The following is an 18,446-nucleotide window of genomic DNA, read 5'->3' on the forward strand; positions in this document are numbered from 1 at the left end:
GTCGAAACGCGCTGCTCTCTGCGGCACGGTGGATGGCGGAACAAGCCCGGCATGACGTTGATAGGTGACGCGTGCGTAACCCCGGCGTATCACATTTCCATGACCCTGCGCCCGTTCCATCTCGCCTTCCCGGTCCACGACCTTGGCGCCGCGCGCGCCTTTTACGGGGGACTGCTCGGTTGCGCCGAGGGGCGTTCGAGCGACCAGTGGATCGATTTCGACTTGTACGGCCACCAGATCGTCGCGCATCTCGACCCGGCGGCGCAGCCGGTGGCGGTGGCCAATGCGGTCGACGGCCATCACGTCCCGGTGCCGCATTTCGGCGTGGTGCTGACGATGGCGGACTGGCGGGCGCTTGCCGACCGGCTGGCAGAGGCAGGCGTGACCTTCGGGATCGCGCCGCATATCCGCTTCGCGGGCCAGATAGGCGAGCAGGCGACGATGTTTTTCCACGACCCGTCGGGCAACGCGCTGGAGTTCAAGGCGTTCGCGGACGACGCGATGCTGTTCGCGACGGATACACGGGAAAAGGAACCGGCATGAGCCAGATCGACGTCAACATCCCCCATCAGCTCGGCCTGGAGGGCGCGAAGGCGCGGCTCGACGGCGGGATCGGCAAGATCGGCAAGGTGATCCCTGGCGGCGCGATCACCGAGCAGCGCTGGGACGGCGACACGCTGCATTTCAAGGTCGAGGCGATGGGCCAGGCGCTCGCCACCCGCGCGACGGTGAGCGCGGACAATGTCCATATGGTCGTCGACGTGCCGATGTTCCTCGCGATGTTCTCGGGCAAGATCCGCGAGGTGTTGCAGCAGGAGGCGCCGAAGCTGCTGCGGTAGACGGCAAAAACCGTCATTCCCGCGCAGGCGGGAATCCAGAGTCGCTGACGGTTCGGCTGGATCGTGACGGTCGCCTGTCTGGATCCCCGCCTGCGCGGGGATGACCGCATCAAAGGTTTTACCGTTCCGTTCTCACCCCATATGCCGCTTGTCGAGCTTTCGCGCGAGCGTGCGGCGGTGCATGCCGAGCCGCCGTGCGGCTTCGGAGATGTTGAAGTCCGCGTCCGCCAGCGTCTGGTGGATATGCTCCCATTCCAGTGTCTTGATCGACGTCGGCGCGGCGGAGATGTCGACCTCCGCATCGCCGCCCTCGCGCGCGAAGGCGGCCTCGATATCGTCGGTGTTGGCGGGCTTGGTGAGGTAATTGGTCGCGCCGAGCTTGATCGCCTCGACCGCGGTCGCGATGCTGGCGAAACCGGTGAGCACGACGATCTTCAGCGCCGCATCGATGCCATGCAGCGCCGCGACGCAGGTCAGGCCGGAGGCGCCGCCCAGGCGCAGGTCGACGACCGCATGCGTCGGCCGGAACTGCCGTGCCGTTTCTTCGAGCCCGTCGGGCCCCGGCAGCATTTGGACGCGATAGCCGCGCCGTTCGAAGCTGCGCGCCAGCGTGCGGGCGAAACTGGCGTCATCCTCGACGACGAGCAGGCGGCGTGCGTCGGCGGCGGCGGTATCGGTCATGCATCCTCCTCGAGCGCGAGGCTGGCGAGCGGCAGCGTCAGCCGCGTCTCCGCGCCGCCGCCGGGCAGATTCTGCGCCTCCAGCGTGCCGCCGAGCGTGCGCAGCACGTTGGTGGCGAGGAACAGGCCGAGCCCCGCGCCCTGCCGCGGCTTGCTGCTGTTATAGGGGCGCCCCAGGCTTTCGAGCACCTGCGCAGGATAGCCGATGCCGTCGTCCTGCACCGACAGGATCAGGTCGTCGGCATCGGTCGCCGCGACGAAGGCGATGCGGGTAGCGGATGCCTCCGCCGCATTGTCGAGCAAGGCGGTCAGCGCCTGCGCCAGCGCGCGGTCGGCGACGATCGGGCGATCGTGGCCCAGACGATCCTCGAACGTGACGTCGCCCGGCCAGGTGTCGACGATGCCGGTCAGGAAGCGGCGCAGCGTCGTGCGTGCGGGCGCCTCGCCGGTCACCTCGCCGGCGGCGAACAGGATGCCCGACACGATCGCCTTGCAGCGCTTCACCTCCGCCTGCATCTCGTCGACCTCGGCGGCGAGGCGCGGATCGGCGCGGATCGCGCTTTCCGTCTTCCAATCGCCGAGCAGCACCGAGATCGAGGACAAAGGCGTGCCGAGTTCGTGCGCCGCGCCGCTGGCGAGCAGGCCCATGCGCACGATCTGTTCCTCCTCCGCCGCGCGCCGGCGCATTTCGGCGAGGTGCGCGTCGCGGCTGCGCAGGTTGGCGGCGATGCGCGTCACGAACAGGACGAGCAGCACCGCGGCAAGGACGAAGGCGAACCAGCTGCCCAGGATATAGACGGGCGACAGGCTGGTCGCGAGGTCGGCGGGGAGCAGCAGCGGGCGATGCTCGATCGCGAGAAGCGCGAACGCCGCGCCGGTGATGGCGACGAGCGCCCAGCTTGCCCAGACTTCGAGCAGCACCGCGCCCATCACGACCTGCAGAAGGTAGAGCAGCACGAACGGATTGGTGGCGCCGCCGCTGAGGTAGAGCTGCACGGTCAGCGCGGTGACATCGACGAGCAGGCTGCCGAACAGCTCCGCGTGCGTCACCGGCCAGCGCGCGAGCCGCAGCAGCGTGACGAGATTGAGGAAGACGAGGCCGCCGAGCACCGACACCATCGGGATGAGCGGCAGGCGGATGCCCAGCCAATAATGGACGACGACGATCGCCGCGAGCTGTCCGCCGACCGCCAGCCAGCGCAGCAGCACGAGCTGGCGCATATTGCGCTGGCTGGCGGCATCGGCGCGGGCGGGGGAGGGAGCCATGGTGTTCAGCTATAACGCCGGGGCGGCGGGTTGGCACGTGGCTGTATACGCCTCCGTTACCGTCGGCCTGTCACAGGGTGACGAGGACCGCGCTAGCTGCGCCGCCGCGCGCGCCAAGCCATGAAGGCGACGAGCGCGGCGAGGCCGAACCAGGTGATGGCGTAGACGAGGTGGTTGTTGGGGAAGCGCACCACGGTGAGCCCGCCGCGCGGCCAGCCGCTGGTCGGTTCGCGCGCGTCGATGAAATAGGGGGCGGTGCGGGCGAGCCCGCGCGCAGTGGCGATCGCGGTGACGTCGCGCGAATACCAGCGGTCCGCGGCAGGATCGTTGTGGCGCAGGAAGGCGCCGCGCGGCTCGGTGAGGCGGAGCAGGCCGGTGATGCGCTGCGGCCCAACGGGCGGCGGCGTGCGGCCGCGTAGCGTCGCCGGCAAGAAGCCGCGGTTGACGAGCAGGGTGAAGCCCGCGTCGGTATCGAGCGGAGTGACGACCCAGAAGCCGCCGCCGAACTCGGTCACCGCCTGGACATAGGTGTCGCGGCCGGGGCGATAGGTGCCGCGCGCGACGATCGGGCGATAGGCGTCGGCCTTGCCGATCGTCGCCCAGCGATCGGGACCGGGGACGGGGACGGGGGGCAGGCGGAGTTGCCGCTCGGTCTGCGCGATCAGCGCGCGCTTCCACTGCAGCCGCTCGACCTGCCAGATGCCAAGGCCGATCAGCAGCACGACGGCGGCCGCCACGATTGCCGTGGCGGCCAGGCGGCGGGGCGAACGGGAAGCCATCGCCCCGCGCGCGCCTACATGCCCGCCATCGCGCCGCTGCCCGGCATCATGTTGAGGTTCATGTGATACATGACCCACAGCGACCCCGACAGGCAGATGGCGACGATGACGACGGTGAACAGCAGCGCCATCAGCGTCCAGCCATTTTCCGACCGGGTGTTCATGTGCAGGAAGTAGATCATGTGGACGATGATCTGCACCAGCGCGAACGCCATGCAGAGACCCGCCGTGACGCGGTGGTCGGCGAAGGCGTTGGTCATCACCAAGGCGAAGGGGATGGCGGTGAGGATCACCGACAGGACGAAGCCGATCACATAATCGCGCATCGACCCGTGCGGCGCGCCGTCGTGGCCGTGCGCGTGATCGCCGTGCCCGTGATCGCCGTGGTCATGGCCGTGCGCATGGTTACCGGCGCTCATCGCAGCACTCCCAGCAGATAGACGAAGGTGAAGACGCCGATCCAGATGACGTCGAGGAAGTGCCAGAACAGCGACAGGCACTGCAGCCGGCGCTGGTTGGCGGGGATCAGGCCCTTGCGCCCGACCTGCACCATCAGCGTCACCAGCCAGATCAGCCCGAAGGTGACGTGGAGGCCGTGCGTCGACACCAGGGTGAAGAAGGACGACAGGAAGGCGCTGCGCTGCGGCGTCGCGCCTTCGTGGATCAGGTTGGCGAATTCGTAGAGTTCGATACCGACGAACGCCGCGCCGAACAGGCCGGTCACCGCCAGCCAGCCCTGCACCGCGCGCGCCTTGCCCTGGTTCATCGCCAGCATGGCAAAACCGTAGGTGATCGACGAGAGCAGCAGCATCGATGTGTTGAGCGCGACGAGCGGCAGTTCGAAAATCTCGTGTGGCTGCGGCCCGCCGGCGTAATTGCCGCCGTAGACGCCATAGGCCGCGAACAGCATCGCGAAGATGAGGCAGTCGCTCATCAGATAGAGCCAGAAGCCCAGCATCGTGCTGCCGCCGGCCGCGTGCTCGTGTTCGTCGAGCTCGTAGAAGATCGGCGCCTCGGCGCCGGGGGGGATGGTGGCTGTGCTCATGGGTCCTCAGGCTCCCGCGATGGCCAGGGCCGTGGTGCGCGCGTCTTCCGTCGCGGTCACCTCTTCGGCGGGAATGTAGTAATCGCGGTCGTAGATGAAGGTGTGGCCGATCGCGACCGCGAGGATGGCGACGAAGCTCAGCGCCGCCAGCCACCAGATGTACCAGATCATCGCGAGGCCGAAGACCATCGACAGGCCCGCCAGGATCACGCCCGAGCCGGTGTTGCTGGGCATGTGGATCGGGCGGAAGCCGGTGGTCGGACGCGCGGCGTTGCGGCTCCTCATGTCGTACCAGGCGTCGAGATCATGGACGACGGGCGTGAACGCGAAGTTGTACGCCGGCGGCGGCGACGAGGTCGCCCATTCCAGGCTGCGCGCGTTCCACGGGTCCCCCGTCGTGTCGGCCAGCTCGTGCCGCTTGCGGAAGCTGACGTAAAGCTGGACGAGGAAGGCGCCGATGCCCGCCGCGATGATCGCCGCGCCGATCGCCGCGATGATGAACCAGATCTGCAACGACGGATCGTCGAAGTGGCGCAGGCGACGCGTCACGCCCATCAGGCCGAGCACGTAGAGCGGCATGAAAGCGACGTAGAAGCCGATCGTCCAGCACCAGAAGCTGATCGTGCCCCAGAACCGGTCCAGCTTGTAGCCGAAGGCCTTGGGGAACCAGTAGTTGATCGCCGCGAACGTGCCGAAGATGACGCCGCCGATGATCACGTTGTGGAAGTGGGCGATCAGGAACAGCGAATTGTGCAGCACGAAATCCGCGGGCGGTACCGCGAGCAGCACGCCGGTCATGCCACCGATGACGAAGGTGATCATGAACGCGACCGTCCACATCATCGGCAGTTCGAAGCGGATGCGCCCCTTGTACATGGTGAAAAGCCAGTTGAAGATCTTGGCCCCCGTCGGGATGGAGATGATCATCGTGGTGATGCCGAAGAACGAGTTGACGCTCGCCCCCGACCCCATGGTGAAGAAGTGGTGCAGCCAGACGAGGTAGGCGAGGATGGTGATGACCAGCAGCGCGTAGACCATCGACGTATAGCCGAACAGGCGCTTGCCGCAGAAGGCCGCGGTCACTTCGCTGAACACGCCGAAGATCGGCAGGATCAGGATGTACACTTCCGGGTGGCCCCAGATCCAGATCATGTTCACGTACATCATGGGGTTGCCGCCCATGGTGTTGGTGAAGAAGTGCGTGCCGAGATAGCGATCGAGGCTGAGGAGCGCGAGCACCGCGGTCAGGATCGGGAAGGCGGCGACGATCAGCGTGTTGGTCGCCAGCGCCGACCAGGTGAAGATCGGCATCTTCATCAGGCTCATGCCCGGTGCGCGCATCTTGATGATCGTCGTCAGCAGGTTGACGCCCGACAGCAACGTGCCGACGCCCGCGATCTGCAACGCCCAGACGTAATAATCGACGCCGACGTCGGGGCTGTAGTCGAGCCCCGACAGCGGCGCCATCGCCAGCCAGCCGGTGCGCGCGAACTCGCCGACGAACAGGCTGGCCATGACGATCATCGCGCCCGCGACGGTCATCCAGAAGCTGAAGTTGTTGAGGAAGGGGAAGCTGACGTCGCGCGCGCCGATCTGCAGCGGCACGACATAGTTCATCAGGCCGGTGACGAACGGCATCGCGACGAAGAAGATCATGATGACGCCGTGCGCGGTGAACACTTGGTCGTAATGGTGCGCGGGCAGGAAGCCCTCGTTCGGGCCGAACGCCATCGCCTGCTGCGCGCGCATCATCAGCGCGTCGGCAAAGCCGCGCAGCAGCATGACGATGCCGAGCACCATGTACATGATGCCGATCTTCTTGTGGTCGACCGACGTGAACCACTCCTTCCACAGATAGCCCCACACCTTGAAATAGGTGAGCGCGCCGAGCACCGCGGCGCCGCCGATCGCGACCATGATGAAGGTCGCAACCAGGATCGGCTCGTGGATCGGGAAGCTGTCGAGCGTCAGGCGCCCGAAGATGGTCTTGAGCAGGGTATCGGACATCGTCGTCGTCCTACGAACGGGCGATCGCGGCGCGGCCGGCGAACGGCTGCGGCAACGGATCGGCCGAGGTCATGGAGCGGTTCGCTTCGGAACCGCGATCGTTGGTGCCGGGCGCCTGTTGGCGTGGGGCATTGCGGTGAGGGCTGTCGCCCTTTTCCTCCGGCGCCTTCAGGAGCGCACCCTTCGCCTCGCTGCCGCGCTGGTCGGGCGTGTCGTTGACGACGGCGCCGTGGCCGCCGCCGGCCTGCATGTCCTTCGTCATCGTGTCCTGCATGCACGATAGACCCGGCTGGACGCACATGCCGACCGCGCGGTCGAACAGCTGCGGCGTCACCGCGGCGAAGCGCATCGAAGGCACGCGTTCACTCGGCTTTTCGAGCTGCATGTAAGTCGCCGGGTCGAGCGTACGGCCCGACGTCTTCGCTTCCGACACCCAGCGCGCGAAGCCTGCATCGTCGACGCTGTCGACGGGGAAGTGCATGTAGGAGAAGCCTGCGCCACTGTAATTGGCGGACTGTCCCTCGAACCGGCCGGGGCGGTTCATCACCGCGTGCAGCTTCGTCTCCATGCCCGGCATCGTATAGACCATGCCGGCCATCGCGGGGACGTAGAAGGCGTTCATCACCGACGACGAGGTCAGGCGGAAGCGCACCTGCCGGTCCTGCGGCAGGACGAGTTCGTTGACCGTCGCGATCCCCTGTTCGGGATAGATGAACAGCCATTTCCAGTCGAGCGAGACGACCTGGATCTCCAGTGGCTTCGCCGACTTCGCCAGCGGCCGGCCCGGCGCGATCCGCGAGAGCGGGCGATAGGGATCGAGCGTGTGCGTGCTGATCCAGGTGAGCGCGCCGAGCGCGATGACGATCAGCAGCGGCGCCGACCAGATGACGAGTTCGAGCCCCGTCGAATGATCCCAGTCGGGCGCATAGTCCGCCGTCTCGTTGCTCGCGCGGTATTTCCACGCGAAGACCAGCGTCAGCACGATGACGGGCACGATGATGAGCAGCATCAGCCCCGTCGACCACAGCACCAGATCGGCCTGTTGCCGGGCGACGTCGCCGGACGGGTTCATCACCACCCAATCGCACCCGCCGAGTAGGGCGGGCGCGGCCACCGCGGCAGCGAGCGCGCGCAGCCGTTTGACCGGAGAGGAGGGATGCGGGGAGAAAAGCGGGGATGGTCGCATGGCCGTGCGCCTAGGCCTGCGCGCTGCACCGCAAAATAGGACATTTTGTCCTATCCCGCGGTGCAGCATGCAGCGTTAAGGGGGGACGCTTGCATCGGGACCATGTTAGGGTCCGGCGCGTTGTGACGGGGAGGTCGGGCGACCTCTTCGCGAAGACAGGATAGTGATACATGGCCGTTGCTTCCGCCCATTCCGCCCCGCTCGAACGCGACGCGCGTGCCGTCAACACGCAGGGCGAGCATCAGGTCCGTCCCGGCGAGATCGCGATCGGCGTGATCATCGGCCGGACGTCGGAATTCTTCGATTTCTTCGTCTACGCGATCGCCTCGGTGCTCGTCTTTCCGCAGGTGGTCTTCCCCTATCTCGACCGGCTGAGCGGCACGCTCTGGTCGTTCGCGCTGTTTCCGCTCGCGTGGATCGTGCGGCCGATCGGCACGCAGATCTTCATGTGGGTGGACCGCCAGCACGGGCGCGGCACCAAGCTGACGATCGCGCTGCTGCTGCTCGGCACGTCGACCGTGTCGCTCGCCTTCCTGCCCGGCTATGCCGAGGTCGGCAGCGCCTCGGGAGTGCTGCTCGCGCTGTTCCGCATCGGCCAGGGCCTCGCGCTCGGCGGCGCCTGGGACGGGCTTGCCTCGCTGCTCGCGCTCAACGCGCCCGAGAACAAGCGCGGCTGGTATGCGATGGTGCCGCAGATCGGCGCGCCGCTCGGCCTGATCGTGGCGAGCGGGTTGTTCGCCTTCTTCCTGTCGAACATGGAGCCGGTCGACTTCCTGTCGTGGGGCTGGCGCTATCCGTTCTTCGTCGCCTTCGCGCTCAACGTCGTCGCGCTGTTTGCGCGGCTGCGCATCGTCGTGACGCCGGAATATACCGAGCTGTTCCACAGTCGCGAACTGACGCCGTCGCCGGTGCTGCCGACGATCAAGGCGCAGTGGCGCAACATCATCATCGGCGCCTTCGCCCCGCTGGCGAGCTTCGCGCTGTTCCACATGGTCACGGTGTTCCCGCTGTCGTGGATTTTCCTCTACACCAACGTCAACATCGCCTGGTTCCTGGGCATCGAGATCGTCGGCGCGGTGTTTGGCCTGGGCGCGCTCGTCGCGTCGGGCCTGCTGGCGGACCGGATCGGCCGGCGCTCGCTGCTCGGCTATACCGCCGTCGGCATCGCGGTGTTCAGCGGCTTCGCGCCGCAACTGCTGCGCGGCGGCACGGCGGGCGAGCTGGTGTTCATGATCGCCGGCTTCATCCTGCTCGGCCTGTCGTTCGGCCAGTCGTCGGGCGCGGTGACGAGCAATTTCCCGAAGCGCGCACGCTATACTGGCGCGGCGCTGACCAGCGACCTCGCGTGGCTGTTCGGCGCTGGCTTCGCGCCGCTTGCCGCACTATTGCTCGCCAGCAGTTTCGGACTGATCGCGGCGGGCGGCTATCTGCTGTCGGGCGCGCTCGGCACGCTGATCGCGCTCGGCCTCAACAAGGAACTGGCGCGCCGGCTCGACTGAGCCGATCCATACGGAGGCGATCGCGCATCGATCGCCTCCGATCGGCCAGAAAATCATGGGCGGGCGGTCAGGGATTGCCGCCCGGCATCATGCCCCCGCCCATCATGCCGCCACCCATCGGGGTCCGGCTGCCGCCGCCCGACATCCCGCCATAACCGCCGCGCCGCCGGCCGCCCTTGCGTTCCCCGCCGCTATTACCGCCGCCGCGCACCTCTGCCCGGACGCGGACGTGGGGCAGTTCGTCCCACATCAGCTTGCCGTCGTGATTGGTGTCGAGCGCATCGAACCGCTGGCGCGCGGCGCGGGCGAATTCCATCGGGTCGACGCCGCGATTGAAGTTGCGGTCCGCGGGCGTCACCGGTTCGGGCAGGTCGAAATAGCTGAAGCGCGCCGCGCCGAGCTTGCTGGGATCGTAGAGTACCCCGCGCGTGCCCTGCACGTCCGCGCCGCCTTCGCCGTCCTGGCGCCGCGCGATGATGCCGCTGCCCCCCGCATTGCCCGATCGGACTTCGGGGGCGAGGACGTTCTCGTAATAATCGATGTCGTCGGGATCGATCTCGCCGTCGTTCTTGCGGTCGAGGATCTTGAAGAAACGGGTGGCGTCGGCGTTGAATTCGGCGAAGGACAGCGCACCGTCGTGATTGGTGTCGGCTCCGTCGAACCACGTCCGTTCGGGGTCGGGCGCCGCCTCCGTACCGCGGAACGGCTCGCCCATCGGGCTGATGAAGATGCGGCGCGACCCTTCCGCCGCGGCGCCGGACGCGGCGGTGACGATTGCCAGCAGCGGCAGGGCTAACGCGATTCGAGCGAGACGGCGCATGGAAACTCCCCGATGAAAAGCCGACGATAGCCCAACCATTGCGATGTTGCGGCGAAATGTCGGCCGGATTCGTCGCGGCGATGATAGGGTGGCCATACAGAGATTTCCCCGCAACAATCGCTTGGCAAGACCATGGGGCGATGACCATGCAGACCCAGATTTCCGACCAGCCCGCATCGATCCTCGTCGTCGACGATGATCGCGAGATCCGCACCCTGCTGACGCAGAGCCTCGGCGCGCGTGGATACCGGGTGCAGGCGGCGGCGAACACGCGCGAGATGGACGCGGTGCTGGAACGCGAGCGGGTCGATGCGATCCTGCTTGACGTGATGATGCCGGGCGAGGACGGCATCGCCGCATGCCGCCGGATCGCGCGCGACGACGGGCCCGCGGTCATCTTCCTCAGCGCGCTCGGCGAGGAGCGCGATCGCATCGTCGGGCTGGAAATGGGCGCGACGCATTACCTGCCCAAGCCGTGCAGCGCGCGCGAGGTGCTGGCGACGGTGCGCGCGGCGCTGCGCATGCGGCGCCAGGCGACGGCGGGGGACCGCGTCTGCCTGGGCTTCGATGGCTGGATGATGGACCTCGTCGCGCACGAACTCTTCGATCCCCAGAACGTGCTCGTCGGCCTGACCGACGGTGAATTCGCACTGTTGCGCGCCTTCGTCGAGCGGCCGCGTCGTGTATTGTCGCGCGAAATACTGCTGGAGGCGGCGCGCGGCCCCAATTCCGACGCGTTCGACCGTGCGATCGACGTGCAGATCAGCCGCCTGCGCCGCAAGCTGCGCTGCGGCGGCGACGAGATGATCCGCACGATCCGCAACGAAGGCTATCTGTTCGTCCCCGCCGTCGCGCGGGTATGAGCGCCGTGCGCGCATGAGCGGGGCGGGGGAGGAGCCCGCGCCGATCCCCGTGCTGCGGCGGATTGGCCTGTCGCTGTTCTGGCGGATATTCCTCGTCATGCTCGCCAGCGTGGCGAGCGTGCAGCTGGTGAACCTGGCGCTGGTCGTCTTCGTCACGCCGCCGACGCCGCATATCTTTTCCGTCGCGCAGGTGGCGAGCGCGCTGCGCCACGGGCGCGACGCCAGCGGCGAGATCGTGCTCGATCGTGAGGATGATGCGCCGGCGGGGCGGGGCCCGCGCACGCTGCACCTCGAACAGGCCCTCGCCGCGCAGCTGGGCGTGCCGATCCAGCGCGTGCGCGTCCATTTCGGCGGCCCGCCCGCGTTCCTCCGTCCGATCGGGCCGGAGCTGAGCGCGCGTCGCCATCCGCGTCCCGACGCGCGCGCGCAAATACTGTTCGGCGGCTTCACCGTCGCGGTGCGCGAGCCCGATGGCGACTGGATCATCGCGCGTGCGGCGCGCACCGGCCTCGAAAGCTGGCGGTGGCGCGCGTTGTTGTGGCTGTTCGCTGCGCTGGTCGCGGTCGCGCCCTTCGCCTGGGTGTTGGCGCGGCGATCGACCGCGCCGGTGCGCCTGTTCGCCGCCGCCGCGGAGCGACTGGGACGCGACCCGCGCGCCGCGCCCGTGCCGCTGGACGGCCCGACCGAGATTGCCGAGGCGGCGATGGCGTTCAACCGGATGCAGACGCGGCTCAACCGCTACGTCGAGGATCGCACGACGATGATCGCGGCGATCGCGCACGACCTGCGCACGCCGCTGATGCGCCTGTCGCTCAGGCTGGAACAGGCACCCGAATCGATCCGCGCGGCGAGCGAGGCGGACATCCACGACATGCAGGCGATGATCGCCGCGGGTCTGGCCTTTTTCCGCGATGCGACGCAGACGGTCGAACGCCGCGCGCTCGACCTGCGTTCGCTGACCGAAAGCATCGTCGACGATCTCGCCGATCGCGGTGCGGCGGTGACGCTGGCGGACGGCGACCCGCTGGTGGTGACCGGCGATGCGACCGGGATCAAGGCGATCATCGGCAATCTCGTCGGCAACGCGCTAAAATATGCGGGGGATGCCGCGGTGACGCTGACGCGCGAGGGCGATCACGCGCGTATCGACGTGCGCGATCATGGGCCGGGGATCGACCCCGACGACCTCGACCGCGTGTTCGAACCCTTCTTTCGCGGCGAACGCTCGCGCAACCGCGACACGGGCGGGATCGGGCTGGGGCTGGCGAGCGTGCGTGGCATCGCGCGCGCGCACGGCGGCGATGCGACGATGGCGAATCACCCCGACGGCGGCGCGCTCGCCAGCGTGTGGCTGCCGGTCTGATCGGGACGCGCGGGCGCGGGGCCCTGCGCGCCGAGTTCGTCGGCGATGATCCAGCGGCGGCTGAGCGCCAAGCGCATCAGGTTGAGCCCGCAGCTGCGGCAGCGGGCGCGGGCGATGCCGCCCGCCTCCCATTGCGTGCGACCGGGCCGATGGCGGCTGCGGCTGCAGGACGGCGTGGTCGAGGCCATGGCGAGAAAAGCACCTCCTTCGAAGGCGCCGTTTCTGCGCCCGGTGCCTTGCACGCGAATGTCCCGCCGTCCCGTGCGCGGAAATATCCGGGACACATCGCCGCGCTAGCGGGGGGGTGTCGGTGTGGTTCTCTCCCGTTCGACATCATCGACAGGTCTGGGCGCTCCCCGGTGCCCGGCCCTTCCGGGCTGTGAGGACCTCGTGGTCCTTGCAGCCCGGTCAGGCCGCCGGATCGTCGATCGGTGCCACCGCCAGTACGCGAATCGCGCCTTCACGACCGTTGAAGGGCAGTACGTCGCCCGGCTCCGCCCCCGCCAGCGCGCGGGCGAGCGGTGCCGAAAAGGCGATGCGATCGGCGTGCGGGTCTGCCTCGTCATCGCCGACGATCGCCAGCCGCCGCGTCCGCCCGCCCATCGCGACATCGACATAGGTGCCAAAGCCCACGGTGCCGTCTTCGGGCGCGAAGGTCGGCTCCGCGGTTGCACGCCGCGTCTGCCAGTAGCGCAGGTCGCGCCGCGTCGCCTGCACCGCCGCCTCGTCGTCCGCGGCGATGGCGGCGAGCCTTTCCTCCAGTTCGGCGATCCGCGCGGCGATGAGCGCCACACCTGCGCGCGTCACCCGGTTGGGGCCGGGGGGCAGGGGGATTTCGAACCTGGGTTCCAGAGGCTCGTCGTCGCTCTCGCGACGGAAGGCTACGCTCATGTCCATCCTCTCCGCCGCGCTGTCCCGGCGTGGGACGGCGCGGACTTAACCACCTTTACCGCTGGTCCAAATCGTAAACGGCGCGTTAACGCCTTCGCCATGACCAGACGCCTCGTCCTCACCAACGAAGCCGCCCGCCATCCTTTCCGGCGGAATCTGCCACCGTCCGTGACGCGCATCGCGCGCCCGCAGGGTGACGATCAGGACTGGAAGCTGTTCTGCCTCAGCTTCGCGGCCTTTTTCATCTGTTTCTACACGCTGATCTTCTGACGGGGTTCTAGGAAACGCGCGGCAGGGCGCGTTTCGACGCGGTGTCGGCCTCAGTCGCAGGCGCGGTGCAGCTTCTGCGCCAGCCACGCCGCGACGAGGCACATGGCGGCGACCAGGAACAGCATCTCCAGCGGTTGCACCCCCGCCGCGCTCAGACCCATCACCGCTGCCGACCCCAGCGTCATCGCGCCCGAATTGACGACGTTGTTCGCCGCGACGGTGCGCGCCGTCTGGTCCTTTTCCACCGTCGTGGTCAGGAACGCGTAGAGCGGCACGACGAACATGCCCCCAGTCGTCGCGATGGCGAGCAGGCACAGCATGATCGCGACCGCGCGCGGCTGCGCGACGAACGCGCCCCAATGGTACAATGTGCCGTCCGGCGCCGGCGTCCAGCCGTGGCACAGGAACGAGAAGAGGATGACGAACGCGCCCATCGCGATCACCGACACCGGGGAATAACGCGCGCTGATCCGGCCGCGCAGCATCGTGTTGATGACGACCGATCCGATCGCGACCCCGACCGAGAAGACCGCGATCGCGCCGCTCGCCACACGTTCGTCCGCGGTCAGCACGTTCTTCACCAGCGGCGGGAAGATGACGATCAGCACCGCGCCGATCGTCCAGAAGAAACTGATCGCGCAGATCGACAGGAACAGGCGCGGGATGTGCAGCGTCGCGCGGATCAGCCGCCATGACGAGGTGAAGGGATTGTAGTTGATCGCGAGTTTCGGCCCTTCGCGCGGCGCGGGCGGCACCTGGCGCGCGGTGATCCAGCCGACCGCCGCGACGCCGAGTACCGCGATCGCTGCGCCCTCGATCGGGATCCAGCCGGCGACGACGGTGCCGAGCAGGATCGCCAGATACGTCCCCGCCTCGACCAGCCCGGTCCCGCCCAGCACGTCGTGCGGCGGCAGGTGCTGCGGCAGGATCGCGTATTTGATCGGCCCGAAGAATGTGGAATGGACGCCCAGGAACAGCACCGCCCCCAGCATCAGGCCGATGCCCAGCGTCGGCAGCCCCGCCCGCGCGACGAGCAGACCCGCCGCGCCCAGCAGCATGATGAAGATTTCCGCAGTCTTCACGATGCGGATGATGCGCGCCTTGTCGTGGCTGTCCGCCAACTGCCCCGCCAGCGCGGAGAAGAGGAAGAAGGGCAGGATCGCGATGCCCGTCGCCAGCGCGTTGAAATTCGCCTCCATCCGCGGATCGTCGAAGATCGCGTAGGTCGCAAACAGCACCATCGACGTCTTGAACAGATTGTCGTTGAACGCGCCGAGGAACTGCGTGGTGAACAGGGGCAGGAAGCGGCGTTGCTTCAGCAACCCCAAGGCATTCAACATGACGGACGCAGACCCCGGATGGTGACGGACGTGTCATCGGCATAGCCGAGCCGGCGAGCATCGCCAACGACTTAGCGTTTCGGGCAATGCAGCGCGCGGCGGGGCGGGCGGGCTCAATCGCAAGTTTTACCTCGGCACCCCCGCGCGATGGGTTCCGCCCGCCCGCGAGCGGCGATAGGAAGAGCCATGCTGACGCTGCCCAACCTGTTGACCCTGTCGCGGATCGTCGCGGTGCCGCTGCTCGTCGCGTTCCTGTGGTGGCCGCGGTGGGAGGCGGGGTTCGCGATCGCCTTCGCGCTCTACTGCCTGATGGGCATCACCGATTATTTCGACGGCTATCTCGCCCGGGCGAAGGGGGCGGTGTCGAAGCTGGGCATCTTCCTCGATCCGATCGCGGACAAGATCATGGTCGCGGCGGTCATCCTGATGCTGGTCGGCACGCGCCATGACGATGCCGCGCTGATCACCGGCGTCCACCTGATCGCCGCGCTCGTCATCCTGCTGCGCGAGATTGCGGTGTCGGGCCTGCGCGAATTCCTGGCGGGGCTGCAGGTGTCGCTGCCCGTGTCGAAGCTCGCCAAGTGGAAGACGACGCTGCAACTCGTCGCGTTCGGCGCGCTGATCCTCGCCGGCGCGTTGCCGGCGCAGGCGTGGATCAAAACGGTCGGGCTCGGCTGCCTGTGGAGCGCGGCCGCGCTGACGCTGGTGACGGGCTGGGATTACCTGCGCGTCGGCCTGAAGCACATGGACTGAGCGCGCATGGCGGTCGACATCCTCTATTTCGCCTGGGTGCGCGAGGCGATGGGCCGCGCGGCGGAGCGCGTGTCGCCGCCAGCGTCCGTGGCGAGCATTGCCGACCTCGTCGACTGGCTGGCCGCGCGCGATCCCGCCGCGGCCGCAGCGCTGGCCGATCGCGGGCGGTTGCGCGCGGCGGTGGACCAGATGTTCGTCGGCCTCGACGCGCCGATCGCGGGCGCGCGCGAGATCGCGCTGTTCCCGCCGGTGACCGGCGGATGATCCGCGTCCTCGTGTCCCGCGACCCGATCGACCTCGTCGCGGAGATGGGCCGCATCGAGGCGGCGGCGGGCGCCGGCGCGGTCGCGACCTTCACCGGCCTGGTTCGGCGCGATGCCGATGCGACGGGGGCGGTCGGCACACTGGAACTGGAACATTATCCCGGCGCGACCGAGGCGGCGCTGACCCGGCTTGCCGAGCAGTCGCTGGACCGCTGGCAACTGGGGGCGGCAACGATCGTCCACCGCGTCGGGCCGATGGCGCCGGGGGAGCGCATCGTCTTCGTCGCCGCCGCGGCGCCGCATCGCGCCGCCGCGCTGGCAGCGTGCGCCTATCTGATCGACCGGCTGAAGACCGACGCGCCCTTCTGGAAGCGCGAAATGCGCGACGGCGTCGCCCGCTGGGTCGAGGCGCGCGCCGCCGACGATGCCGCGGCGGCGCGATGGGAATAGCCGCCCGCCATCGTCAAGGCAGCGTCGGCGTCAGCACGCCATTGACGACGTGGAGCAGGCCGTTCGCCTGGCGCAGGTCGCCCGCCTCGACATAGGCCTTTTCGCCGCTGCTGCTGGTCAGCGTGACGACGCCGTCGGTCAGCGTCGCCACGATCGGCTGCCCCGCCAGCGTCATCAGCGTCGTCCGCCCGCCGCCCGCGGCGATCCGCTGCGCCAGCGTGGCGACGTCGATCTCGCCCGGGACGACATGGTTGCGCAGCAGCAGCGCCAGCGTCGGGCGATTGTCGGGGGCGAGCAGGTCGCGCGCGACGCCGGGTGCCAGCCGCGCATAGGCGGCGTCGCTGGGCGCGAACACCGTATAGGGACCCTGCGCCGCCAGCGTCGGCGCCAGGCCGCTCGCGCGCAGTTCGGCCGCCAGCGTCGAGAAACCGGGCGTCGCCGCGACCGATTGCGCGATCGTCGCATCCGGGCCGATCGCGGCGGGATCGACCGCGACCGGACCCGTCGTCGCCGTGACCGGCGGCGGCGCGACGCCCGGCGCGATCGTGGCGGGGGGCACGCAGCCGGGCAGCGCGGCAAGCAGCAGGATCGCGGCGCTGCGGCGCGGCAGATAGTGGCGGAACGAGGGATGCATGACGGGGGCTACGCCCGAACGGCGCGTGGAGTTGCGGGAAAGCGGCATTACTGGACCTGCGCGAGCGTTTCGGCGAGCAGCTGGAAATCGCGCTCGCGCGGTGAGGCGCGGCGCCAGACCAGTGCGATGCGGCGGACCGCATTTTCGGCCGCCAGCGGCCGCGCGACGATGCCGGTATGCTCGAGGATGCCTGCCTTGATCGCCATTTCGGGCAGCATCGTCATGCCGAGACCATTGTCGACCATCTGCACGATGGTGTGGAGCGAGGTGCCGAGCATCGTCGCTTCGGCGCGCAGTTCGGGTCGGTTGCAGGCGGCGAGCGCGTGATCCTTCAGGCAATGCCCGTCCTCGAGCAGCAGCAGCCGGTTCTCGTCGATCGCGGATGCCGGGATCGACGGCGGATCGCTCGGCATGTCGCCCGCCTGATAGGCGACGTAGAGCCGGTCGTCGAACAAGGTCTGCGACGCGACCTCGCCGCAGGCGAAGGGCAAGGCGAGGAGGACGCAATCGGTGCGTCCGTTGTGCAGCCCCTCGCACGCCGCGCCGCTCGGCTCCTCGCGCAGGAACAGCTTGAGGTCGGGGTAATCGGCGCGCAGCCGCGGCAGAATGCGCGGCAGCATGAACGGCGCGATCGTTGGGATGACGCTCATCCGCATGTCGCCCGACAGCGGCCGGCCGGCGGCGCGCGCGATGTCGCCCAGCTCCTCCGCCTCGCGCAGCACGCGGCGCGCCTTGTCCGCGATCCGGTCGCCGAGCGGGGTGAAGCGCACGACGCGCCGCGTCCGCTCGACCAGCACGACGCCGATCAGCGTCTCCAGCTCGCGCAGGCCCGCCGACAGCGTCGACTGCGTGACGAAGCATGCCTCGGCGGCGCGGCCGAAATGGCCGTTGTCCTTCAGCGCCACCAGATATTGCAGCTGTTTGAGCGTCGGCAGGTAGGTCGCGGCCATGGGTCGCCTTTATCGATGATCGCCTCGGTCGATCACGTTTGTGTCGATAACGGGGCGGATAGCCGCCACCGCCGGGCAATGCCAGTGCGCGCGCGCCGGGGGGTATGCGCGCGCGAGCGATCAGCCCTGCAGCGTCACCGTGCCGGGGAAATGCCGGTCGAGGTGGCGCCGGATGATCTTCAGGTTGCGCGTGTTCGATCGGAAGAAGAAATCCGGCACCGCGCCGACCCAGGGGATCATGCCCAGCGCCCAGTCGATGCCGACGTTGCCGAACATGCGCGCCATCTGCAGCTTCGACATGCCGAGGTTGCGCGCTTCCCACACCAGATACGATCCGATCGCCGCCGCGATCGTCGTGCCGACGACGGGGACCAGATCGAGCAGCACGTCGAGGCCGACGCGCCGGTTGGTGCCGGGGATGACGAACAACCCCTCTAGCAGGCGCTCCATCGCCTCGATCCGCCGGCGCACGGATGCGGCGTCGCGGCCGACGGGCATGGCGTTGAGAATAGCACGGGCGTCGATCGGGCGAACGCGGTCAGTCATGC

Annotated in this window: 23 protein-coding genes; 9 read left to right on the forward strand and 14 right to left on the reverse strand. The window is 68.4% G+C overall.

The window, feature by feature from the left end:
* Nucleotides 1-99: 99 nt before the first annotated feature.
* Nucleotides 100-543: a VOC family protein gene (locus DM480_RS10560; RefSeq protein ID WP_115378861.1), complete on the forward strand. Its 444-nt coding sequence runs from the start codon at nt 100-102 to the stop codon at nt 541-543.
* Nucleotides 540-839 (forward strand): polyhydroxyalkanoic acid system family protein, encoded by a 300-nt coding sequence (locus DM480_RS10565; protein WP_115378863.1) that lies wholly within the window; start codon nt 540-542, stop codon nt 837-839. The genes DM480_RS10560 and DM480_RS10565 overlap by 4 nt, the downstream gene beginning before the upstream one ends.
* A gap of 132 nt (nt 840-971) precedes the next feature.
* Here the strand turns inward: DM480_RS10565 and DM480_RS10570 are convergent, their stop codons facing one another.
* From DM480_RS10570 to cyoA, 7 genes are all read right to left on the reverse strand, one after another.
* Nucleotides 972-1,520 (reverse strand): response regulator transcription factor, encoded by a 549-nt coding sequence (locus tag DM480_RS10570; protein ID WP_115378865.1) that lies wholly within the window; start codon nt 1,518-1,520, stop codon nt 972-974.
* Nucleotides 1,517-2,785, reverse strand: a complete 1,269-nt coding sequence (locus DM480_RS10575) for an ATP-binding protein (RefSeq protein ID WP_232833961.1) — start codon at nt 2,783-2,785, stop codon at nt 1,517-1,519. The genes DM480_RS10570 and DM480_RS10575 overlap by 4 nt, the downstream gene beginning before the upstream one ends.
* Nucleotides 2,786-2,877: 92 nt before the next feature.
* Nucleotides 2,878-3,564 carry an SURF1 family protein gene (locus tag DM480_RS10580; protein WP_115378869.1) on the reverse strand — a complete coding sequence of 229 codons (687 nt, stop codon included), beginning with the start codon at nt 3,562-3,564 and terminating at the stop codon, nt 2,878-2,880.
* Nucleotides 3,565-3,578: 14 nt separating this feature from the next.
* Nucleotides 3,579-3,983 carry a cytochrome o ubiquinol oxidase subunit IV gene (gene cyoD, locus DM480_RS10585; RefSeq protein ID WP_115378871.1) on the reverse strand — a complete coding sequence of 135 codons (405 nt, stop codon included), beginning with the start codon at nt 3,981-3,983 and terminating at the stop codon, nt 3,579-3,581.
* Nucleotides 3,980-4,609: a cytochrome o ubiquinol oxidase subunit III gene (cyoC, locus tag DM480_RS10590; protein ID WP_115378873.1), complete on the reverse strand. Its 630-nt coding sequence runs from the start codon at nt 4,607-4,609 to the stop codon at nt 3,980-3,982. Before cyoC ends, cyoD begins: the two co-directional genes overlap by 4 nt.
* 6 nt (nt 4,610-4,615) lie before the next feature.
* The gene (gene cyoB / locus DM480_RS10595; RefSeq protein ID WP_115378875.1) at nt 4,616-6,616 is read right to left on the reverse strand and encodes a cytochrome o ubiquinol oxidase subunit I; all 2,001 of its coding nucleotides are present in this window, start codon (nt 6,614-6,616) and stop codon (nt 4,616-4,618) included.
* A gap of 10 nt (nt 6,617-6,626) precedes the next feature.
* Nucleotides 6,627-7,802, reverse strand: a complete 1,176-nt coding sequence (gene cyoA, locus DM480_RS10600) for a ubiquinol oxidase subunit II (protein ID WP_115378877.1) — start codon at nt 7,800-7,802, stop codon at nt 6,627-6,629.
* A gap of 170 nt (nt 7,803-7,972) precedes the next feature.
* Here cyoA and DM480_RS10605 point away from each other — a divergent pair, with 170 nt between their 5' ends.
* On the forward strand, nt 7,973-9,301 hold the full coding sequence (locus tag DM480_RS10605; protein ID WP_115378879.1) for an MFS transporter: 1,329 nt from the start codon (nt 7,973-7,975) through the stop codon (nt 9,299-9,301).
* A 67-nt stretch (nt 9,302-9,368) separates the two neighbouring features.
* On the opposite strand, the gene DM480_RS10610 is transcribed toward DM480_RS10605, so the two are convergent.
* A complete protein-coding gene (locus tag DM480_RS10610; protein WP_232833962.1) occupies nt 9,369-10,121 on the reverse strand; it encodes an EF-hand domain-containing protein in 753 nt (250 codons plus the stop codon).
* Nucleotides 10,122-10,261: 140 nt separating this feature from the next.
* On the opposite strand from DM480_RS10610, the gene DM480_RS10615 reads away from it, so the two are divergent.
* Together DM480_RS10615 and DM480_RS10620 are read left to right on the forward strand one after the other, a co-directional pair.
* Nucleotides 10,262-10,984 carry a response regulator gene (locus tag DM480_RS10615; RefSeq protein ID WP_115378883.1) on the forward strand — a complete coding sequence of 241 codons (723 nt, stop codon included), beginning with the start codon at nt 10,262-10,264 and terminating at the stop codon, nt 10,982-10,984.
* Between the two features lie 13 nt (nt 10,985-10,997).
* Entirely contained in the window at nt 10,998-12,347 is a 1,350-nt protein-coding gene (locus tag DM480_RS10620) for an ATP-binding protein (RefSeq protein WP_115378885.1), read from the forward strand.
* Here DM480_RS10620 and DM480_RS10625 read toward each other — a convergent pair.
* Both DM480_RS10625 and DM480_RS10630 read right to left on the reverse strand, forming a co-directional pair.
* Entirely contained in the window at nt 12,302-12,535 is a 234-nt protein-coding gene (locus DM480_RS10625; RefSeq protein ID WP_115378887.1) for a hypothetical protein, read from the reverse strand. The genes DM480_RS10620 and DM480_RS10625 overlap by 46 nt on opposite strands.
* Nucleotides 12,536-12,755: 220 nt before the next feature.
* Nucleotides 12,756-13,238 (reverse strand): GreA/GreB family elongation factor, encoded by a 483-nt coding sequence (locus DM480_RS10630; RefSeq protein WP_115378889.1) that lies wholly within the window; start codon nt 13,236-13,238, stop codon nt 12,756-12,758.
* 99 nt (nt 13,239-13,337) lie between these two features.
* Here DM480_RS10630 and DM480_RS18260 point away from each other — a divergent pair, with 99 nt between their 5' ends.
* A complete protein-coding gene (locus tag DM480_RS18260) occupies nt 13,338-13,508 on the forward strand; it encodes a hypothetical protein (protein ID WP_198665798.1) in 171 nt (56 codons plus the stop codon).
* Nucleotides 13,509-13,558: 50 nt separating this feature from the next.
* Here the strand turns inward: DM480_RS18260 and DM480_RS10635 are convergent, their stop codons facing one another.
* Complete coding sequence (locus DM480_RS10635) at nt 13,559-14,848, reverse strand: MFS transporter (RefSeq protein ID WP_115378891.1); 1,290 nt, start codon at nt 14,846-14,848, stop codon at nt 13,559-13,561.
* Between the two features lie 186 nt (nt 14,849-15,034).
* On the opposite strand from DM480_RS10635, the gene pgsA reads away from it, so the two are divergent.
* From pgsA to DM480_RS10650, 3 genes are read left to right on the forward strand one after another with little or no spacing between them, the layout of a single operon-like run.
* The gene (gene pgsA / locus DM480_RS10640) at nt 15,035-15,601 is read left to right on the forward strand and encodes a CDP-diacylglycerol--glycerol-3-phosphate 3-phosphatidyltransferase (protein ID WP_115378893.1); all 567 of its coding nucleotides are present in this window, start codon (nt 15,035-15,037) and stop codon (nt 15,599-15,601) included.
* A 6-nt stretch (nt 15,602-15,607) separates the two neighbouring features.
* Nucleotides 15,608-15,865, forward strand: a complete 258-nt coding sequence (moaD, locus tag DM480_RS10645; protein ID WP_115378895.1) for a molybdopterin converting factor subunit 1 — start codon at nt 15,608-15,610, stop codon at nt 15,863-15,865.
* On the forward strand, nt 15,862-16,314 hold the full coding sequence (locus tag DM480_RS10650; RefSeq protein WP_115378897.1) for a molybdenum cofactor biosynthesis protein MoaE: 453 nt from the start codon (nt 15,862-15,864) through the stop codon (nt 16,312-16,314). Before moaD ends, DM480_RS10650 begins: the two co-directional genes overlap by 4 nt.
* Nucleotides 16,315-16,327: 13 nt before the next feature.
* On the opposite strand, the gene DM480_RS10655 is transcribed toward DM480_RS10650, so the two are convergent.
* The 3 genes from DM480_RS10655 to DM480_RS10665 all read right to left on the reverse strand — a co-directional run bounded on the left by DM480_RS10655 (nt 16,328) and on the right by DM480_RS10665 (nt 18,444).
* Complete coding sequence (locus DM480_RS10655; protein WP_115378899.1) at nt 16,328-16,948, reverse strand: fasciclin domain-containing protein; 621 nt, start codon at nt 16,946-16,948, stop codon at nt 16,328-16,330.
* A gap of 47 nt (nt 16,949-16,995) precedes the next feature.
* Nucleotides 16,996-17,898 (reverse strand): hydrogen peroxide-inducible genes activator, encoded by a 903-nt coding sequence (locus tag DM480_RS10660; protein ID WP_115378901.1) that lies wholly within the window; start codon nt 17,896-17,898, stop codon nt 16,996-16,998.
* Nucleotides 17,899-18,018: 120 nt separating this feature from the next.
* Entirely contained in the window at nt 18,019-18,444 is a 426-nt protein-coding gene (locus DM480_RS10665; RefSeq protein WP_198665799.1) for a DUF4112 domain-containing protein, read from the reverse strand.
* Nucleotides 18,445-18,446 lie beyond the last annotated feature (2 nt).

Origin of the sequence: Sphingomonas sp. FARSPH, from assembly GCF_003355005.1 — a bacterium.
In the GTDB taxonomy this organism is placed as follows: Bacteria; Pseudomonadota; Alphaproteobacteria; order Sphingomonadales; family Sphingomonadaceae; genus Sphingomonas.

Coding starts and splice junctions, on each gene's coding strand:
- DM480_RS10625 (WP_115378887.1), bottom strand. CDS start 12,535: ATGGCCTCGACCACGCCGTCCTGCAGCCGCAGCCGCCATCGGCCCGGT.
- cyoD (WP_115378871.1), bottom strand. CDS start 3,983: ATGAGCGCCGGTAACCATGCGCACGGCCATGACCACGGCGATCACGGG.
- DM480_RS10560 (WP_115378861.1), top strand. CDS start 100: ATGACCCTGCGCCCGTTCCATCTCGCCTTCCCGGTCCACGACCTTGGC.
- DM480_RS10565 (WP_115378863.1), top strand. CDS start 540: ATGAGCCAGATCGACGTCAACATCCCCCATCAGCTCGGCCTGGAGGGC.
- DM480_RS10615 (WP_115378883.1), top strand. CDS start 10,262: ATGACCATGCAGACCCAGATTTCCGACCAGCCCGCATCGATCCTCGTC.
- DM480_RS10650 (WP_115378897.1), top strand. CDS start 15,862: ATGATCCGCGTCCTCGTGTCCCGCGACCCGATCGACCTCGTCGCGGAG.
- DM480_RS10655 (WP_115378899.1), bottom strand. CDS start 16,948: ATGCATCCCTCGTTCCGCCACTATCTGCCGCGCCGCAGCGCCGCGATC.
- pgsA (WP_115378893.1), top strand. CDS start 15,035: ATGCTGACGCTGCCCAACCTGTTGACCCTGTCGCGGATCGTCGCGGTG.
- DM480_RS10580 (WP_115378869.1), bottom strand. CDS start 3,564: ATGGCTTCCCGTTCGCCCCGCCGCCTGGCCGCCACGGCAATCGTGGCG.
- cyoC (WP_115378873.1), bottom strand. CDS start 4,609: ATGAGCACAGCCACCATCCCCCCCGGCGCCGAGGCGCCGATCTTCTAC.
- DM480_RS10620 (WP_115378885.1), top strand. CDS start 10,998: ATGAGCGGGGCGGGGGAGGAGCCCGCGCCGATCCCCGTGCTGCGGCGG.
- moaD (WP_115378895.1), top strand. CDS start 15,608: ATGGCGGTCGACATCCTCTATTTCGCCTGGGTGCGCGAGGCGATGGGC.
- DM480_RS10610 (WP_232833962.1), bottom strand. CDS start 10,121: ATGCGCCGTCTCGCTCGAATCGCGTTAGCCCTGCCGCTGCTGGCAATC.
- DM480_RS10605 (WP_115378879.1), top strand. CDS start 7,973: ATGGCCGTTGCTTCCGCCCATTCCGCCCCGCTCGAACGCGACGCGCGT.
- DM480_RS18260 (WP_198665798.1), top strand. CDS start 13,338: ATGACCAGACGCCTCGTCCTCACCAACGAAGCCGCCCGCCATCCTTTC.
- DM480_RS10570 (WP_115378865.1), bottom strand. CDS start 1,520: ATGACCGATACCGCCGCCGCCGACGCACGCCGCCTGCTCGTCGTCGAG.
- DM480_RS10575 (WP_232833961.1), bottom strand. CDS start 2,785: ATGGCTCCCTCCCCCGCCCGCGCCGATGCCGCCAGCCAGCGCAATATG.
- DM480_RS10635 (WP_115378891.1), bottom strand. CDS start 14,848: ATGTTGAATGCCTTGGGGTTGCTGAAGCAACGCCGCTTCCTGCCCCTG.
- DM480_RS10665 (WP_198665799.1), bottom strand. CDS start 18,444: ATGACTGACCGCGTTCGCCCGATCGACGCCCGTGCTATTCTCAACGCC.
- cyoA (WP_115378877.1), bottom strand. CDS start 7,802: ATGCGACCATCCCCGCTTTTCTCCCCGCATCCCTCCTCTCCGGTCAAA.
- DM480_RS10630 (WP_115378889.1), bottom strand. CDS start 13,238: ATGAGCGTAGCCTTCCGTCGCGAGAGCGACGACGAGCCTCTGGAACCC.
- DM480_RS10660 (WP_115378901.1), bottom strand. CDS start 17,898: ATGGCCGCGACCTACCTGCCGACGCTCAAACAGCTGCAATATCTGGTG.
- cyoB (WP_115378875.1), bottom strand. CDS start 6,616: ATGTCCGATACCCTGCTCAAGACCATCTTCGGGCGCCTGACGCTCGAC.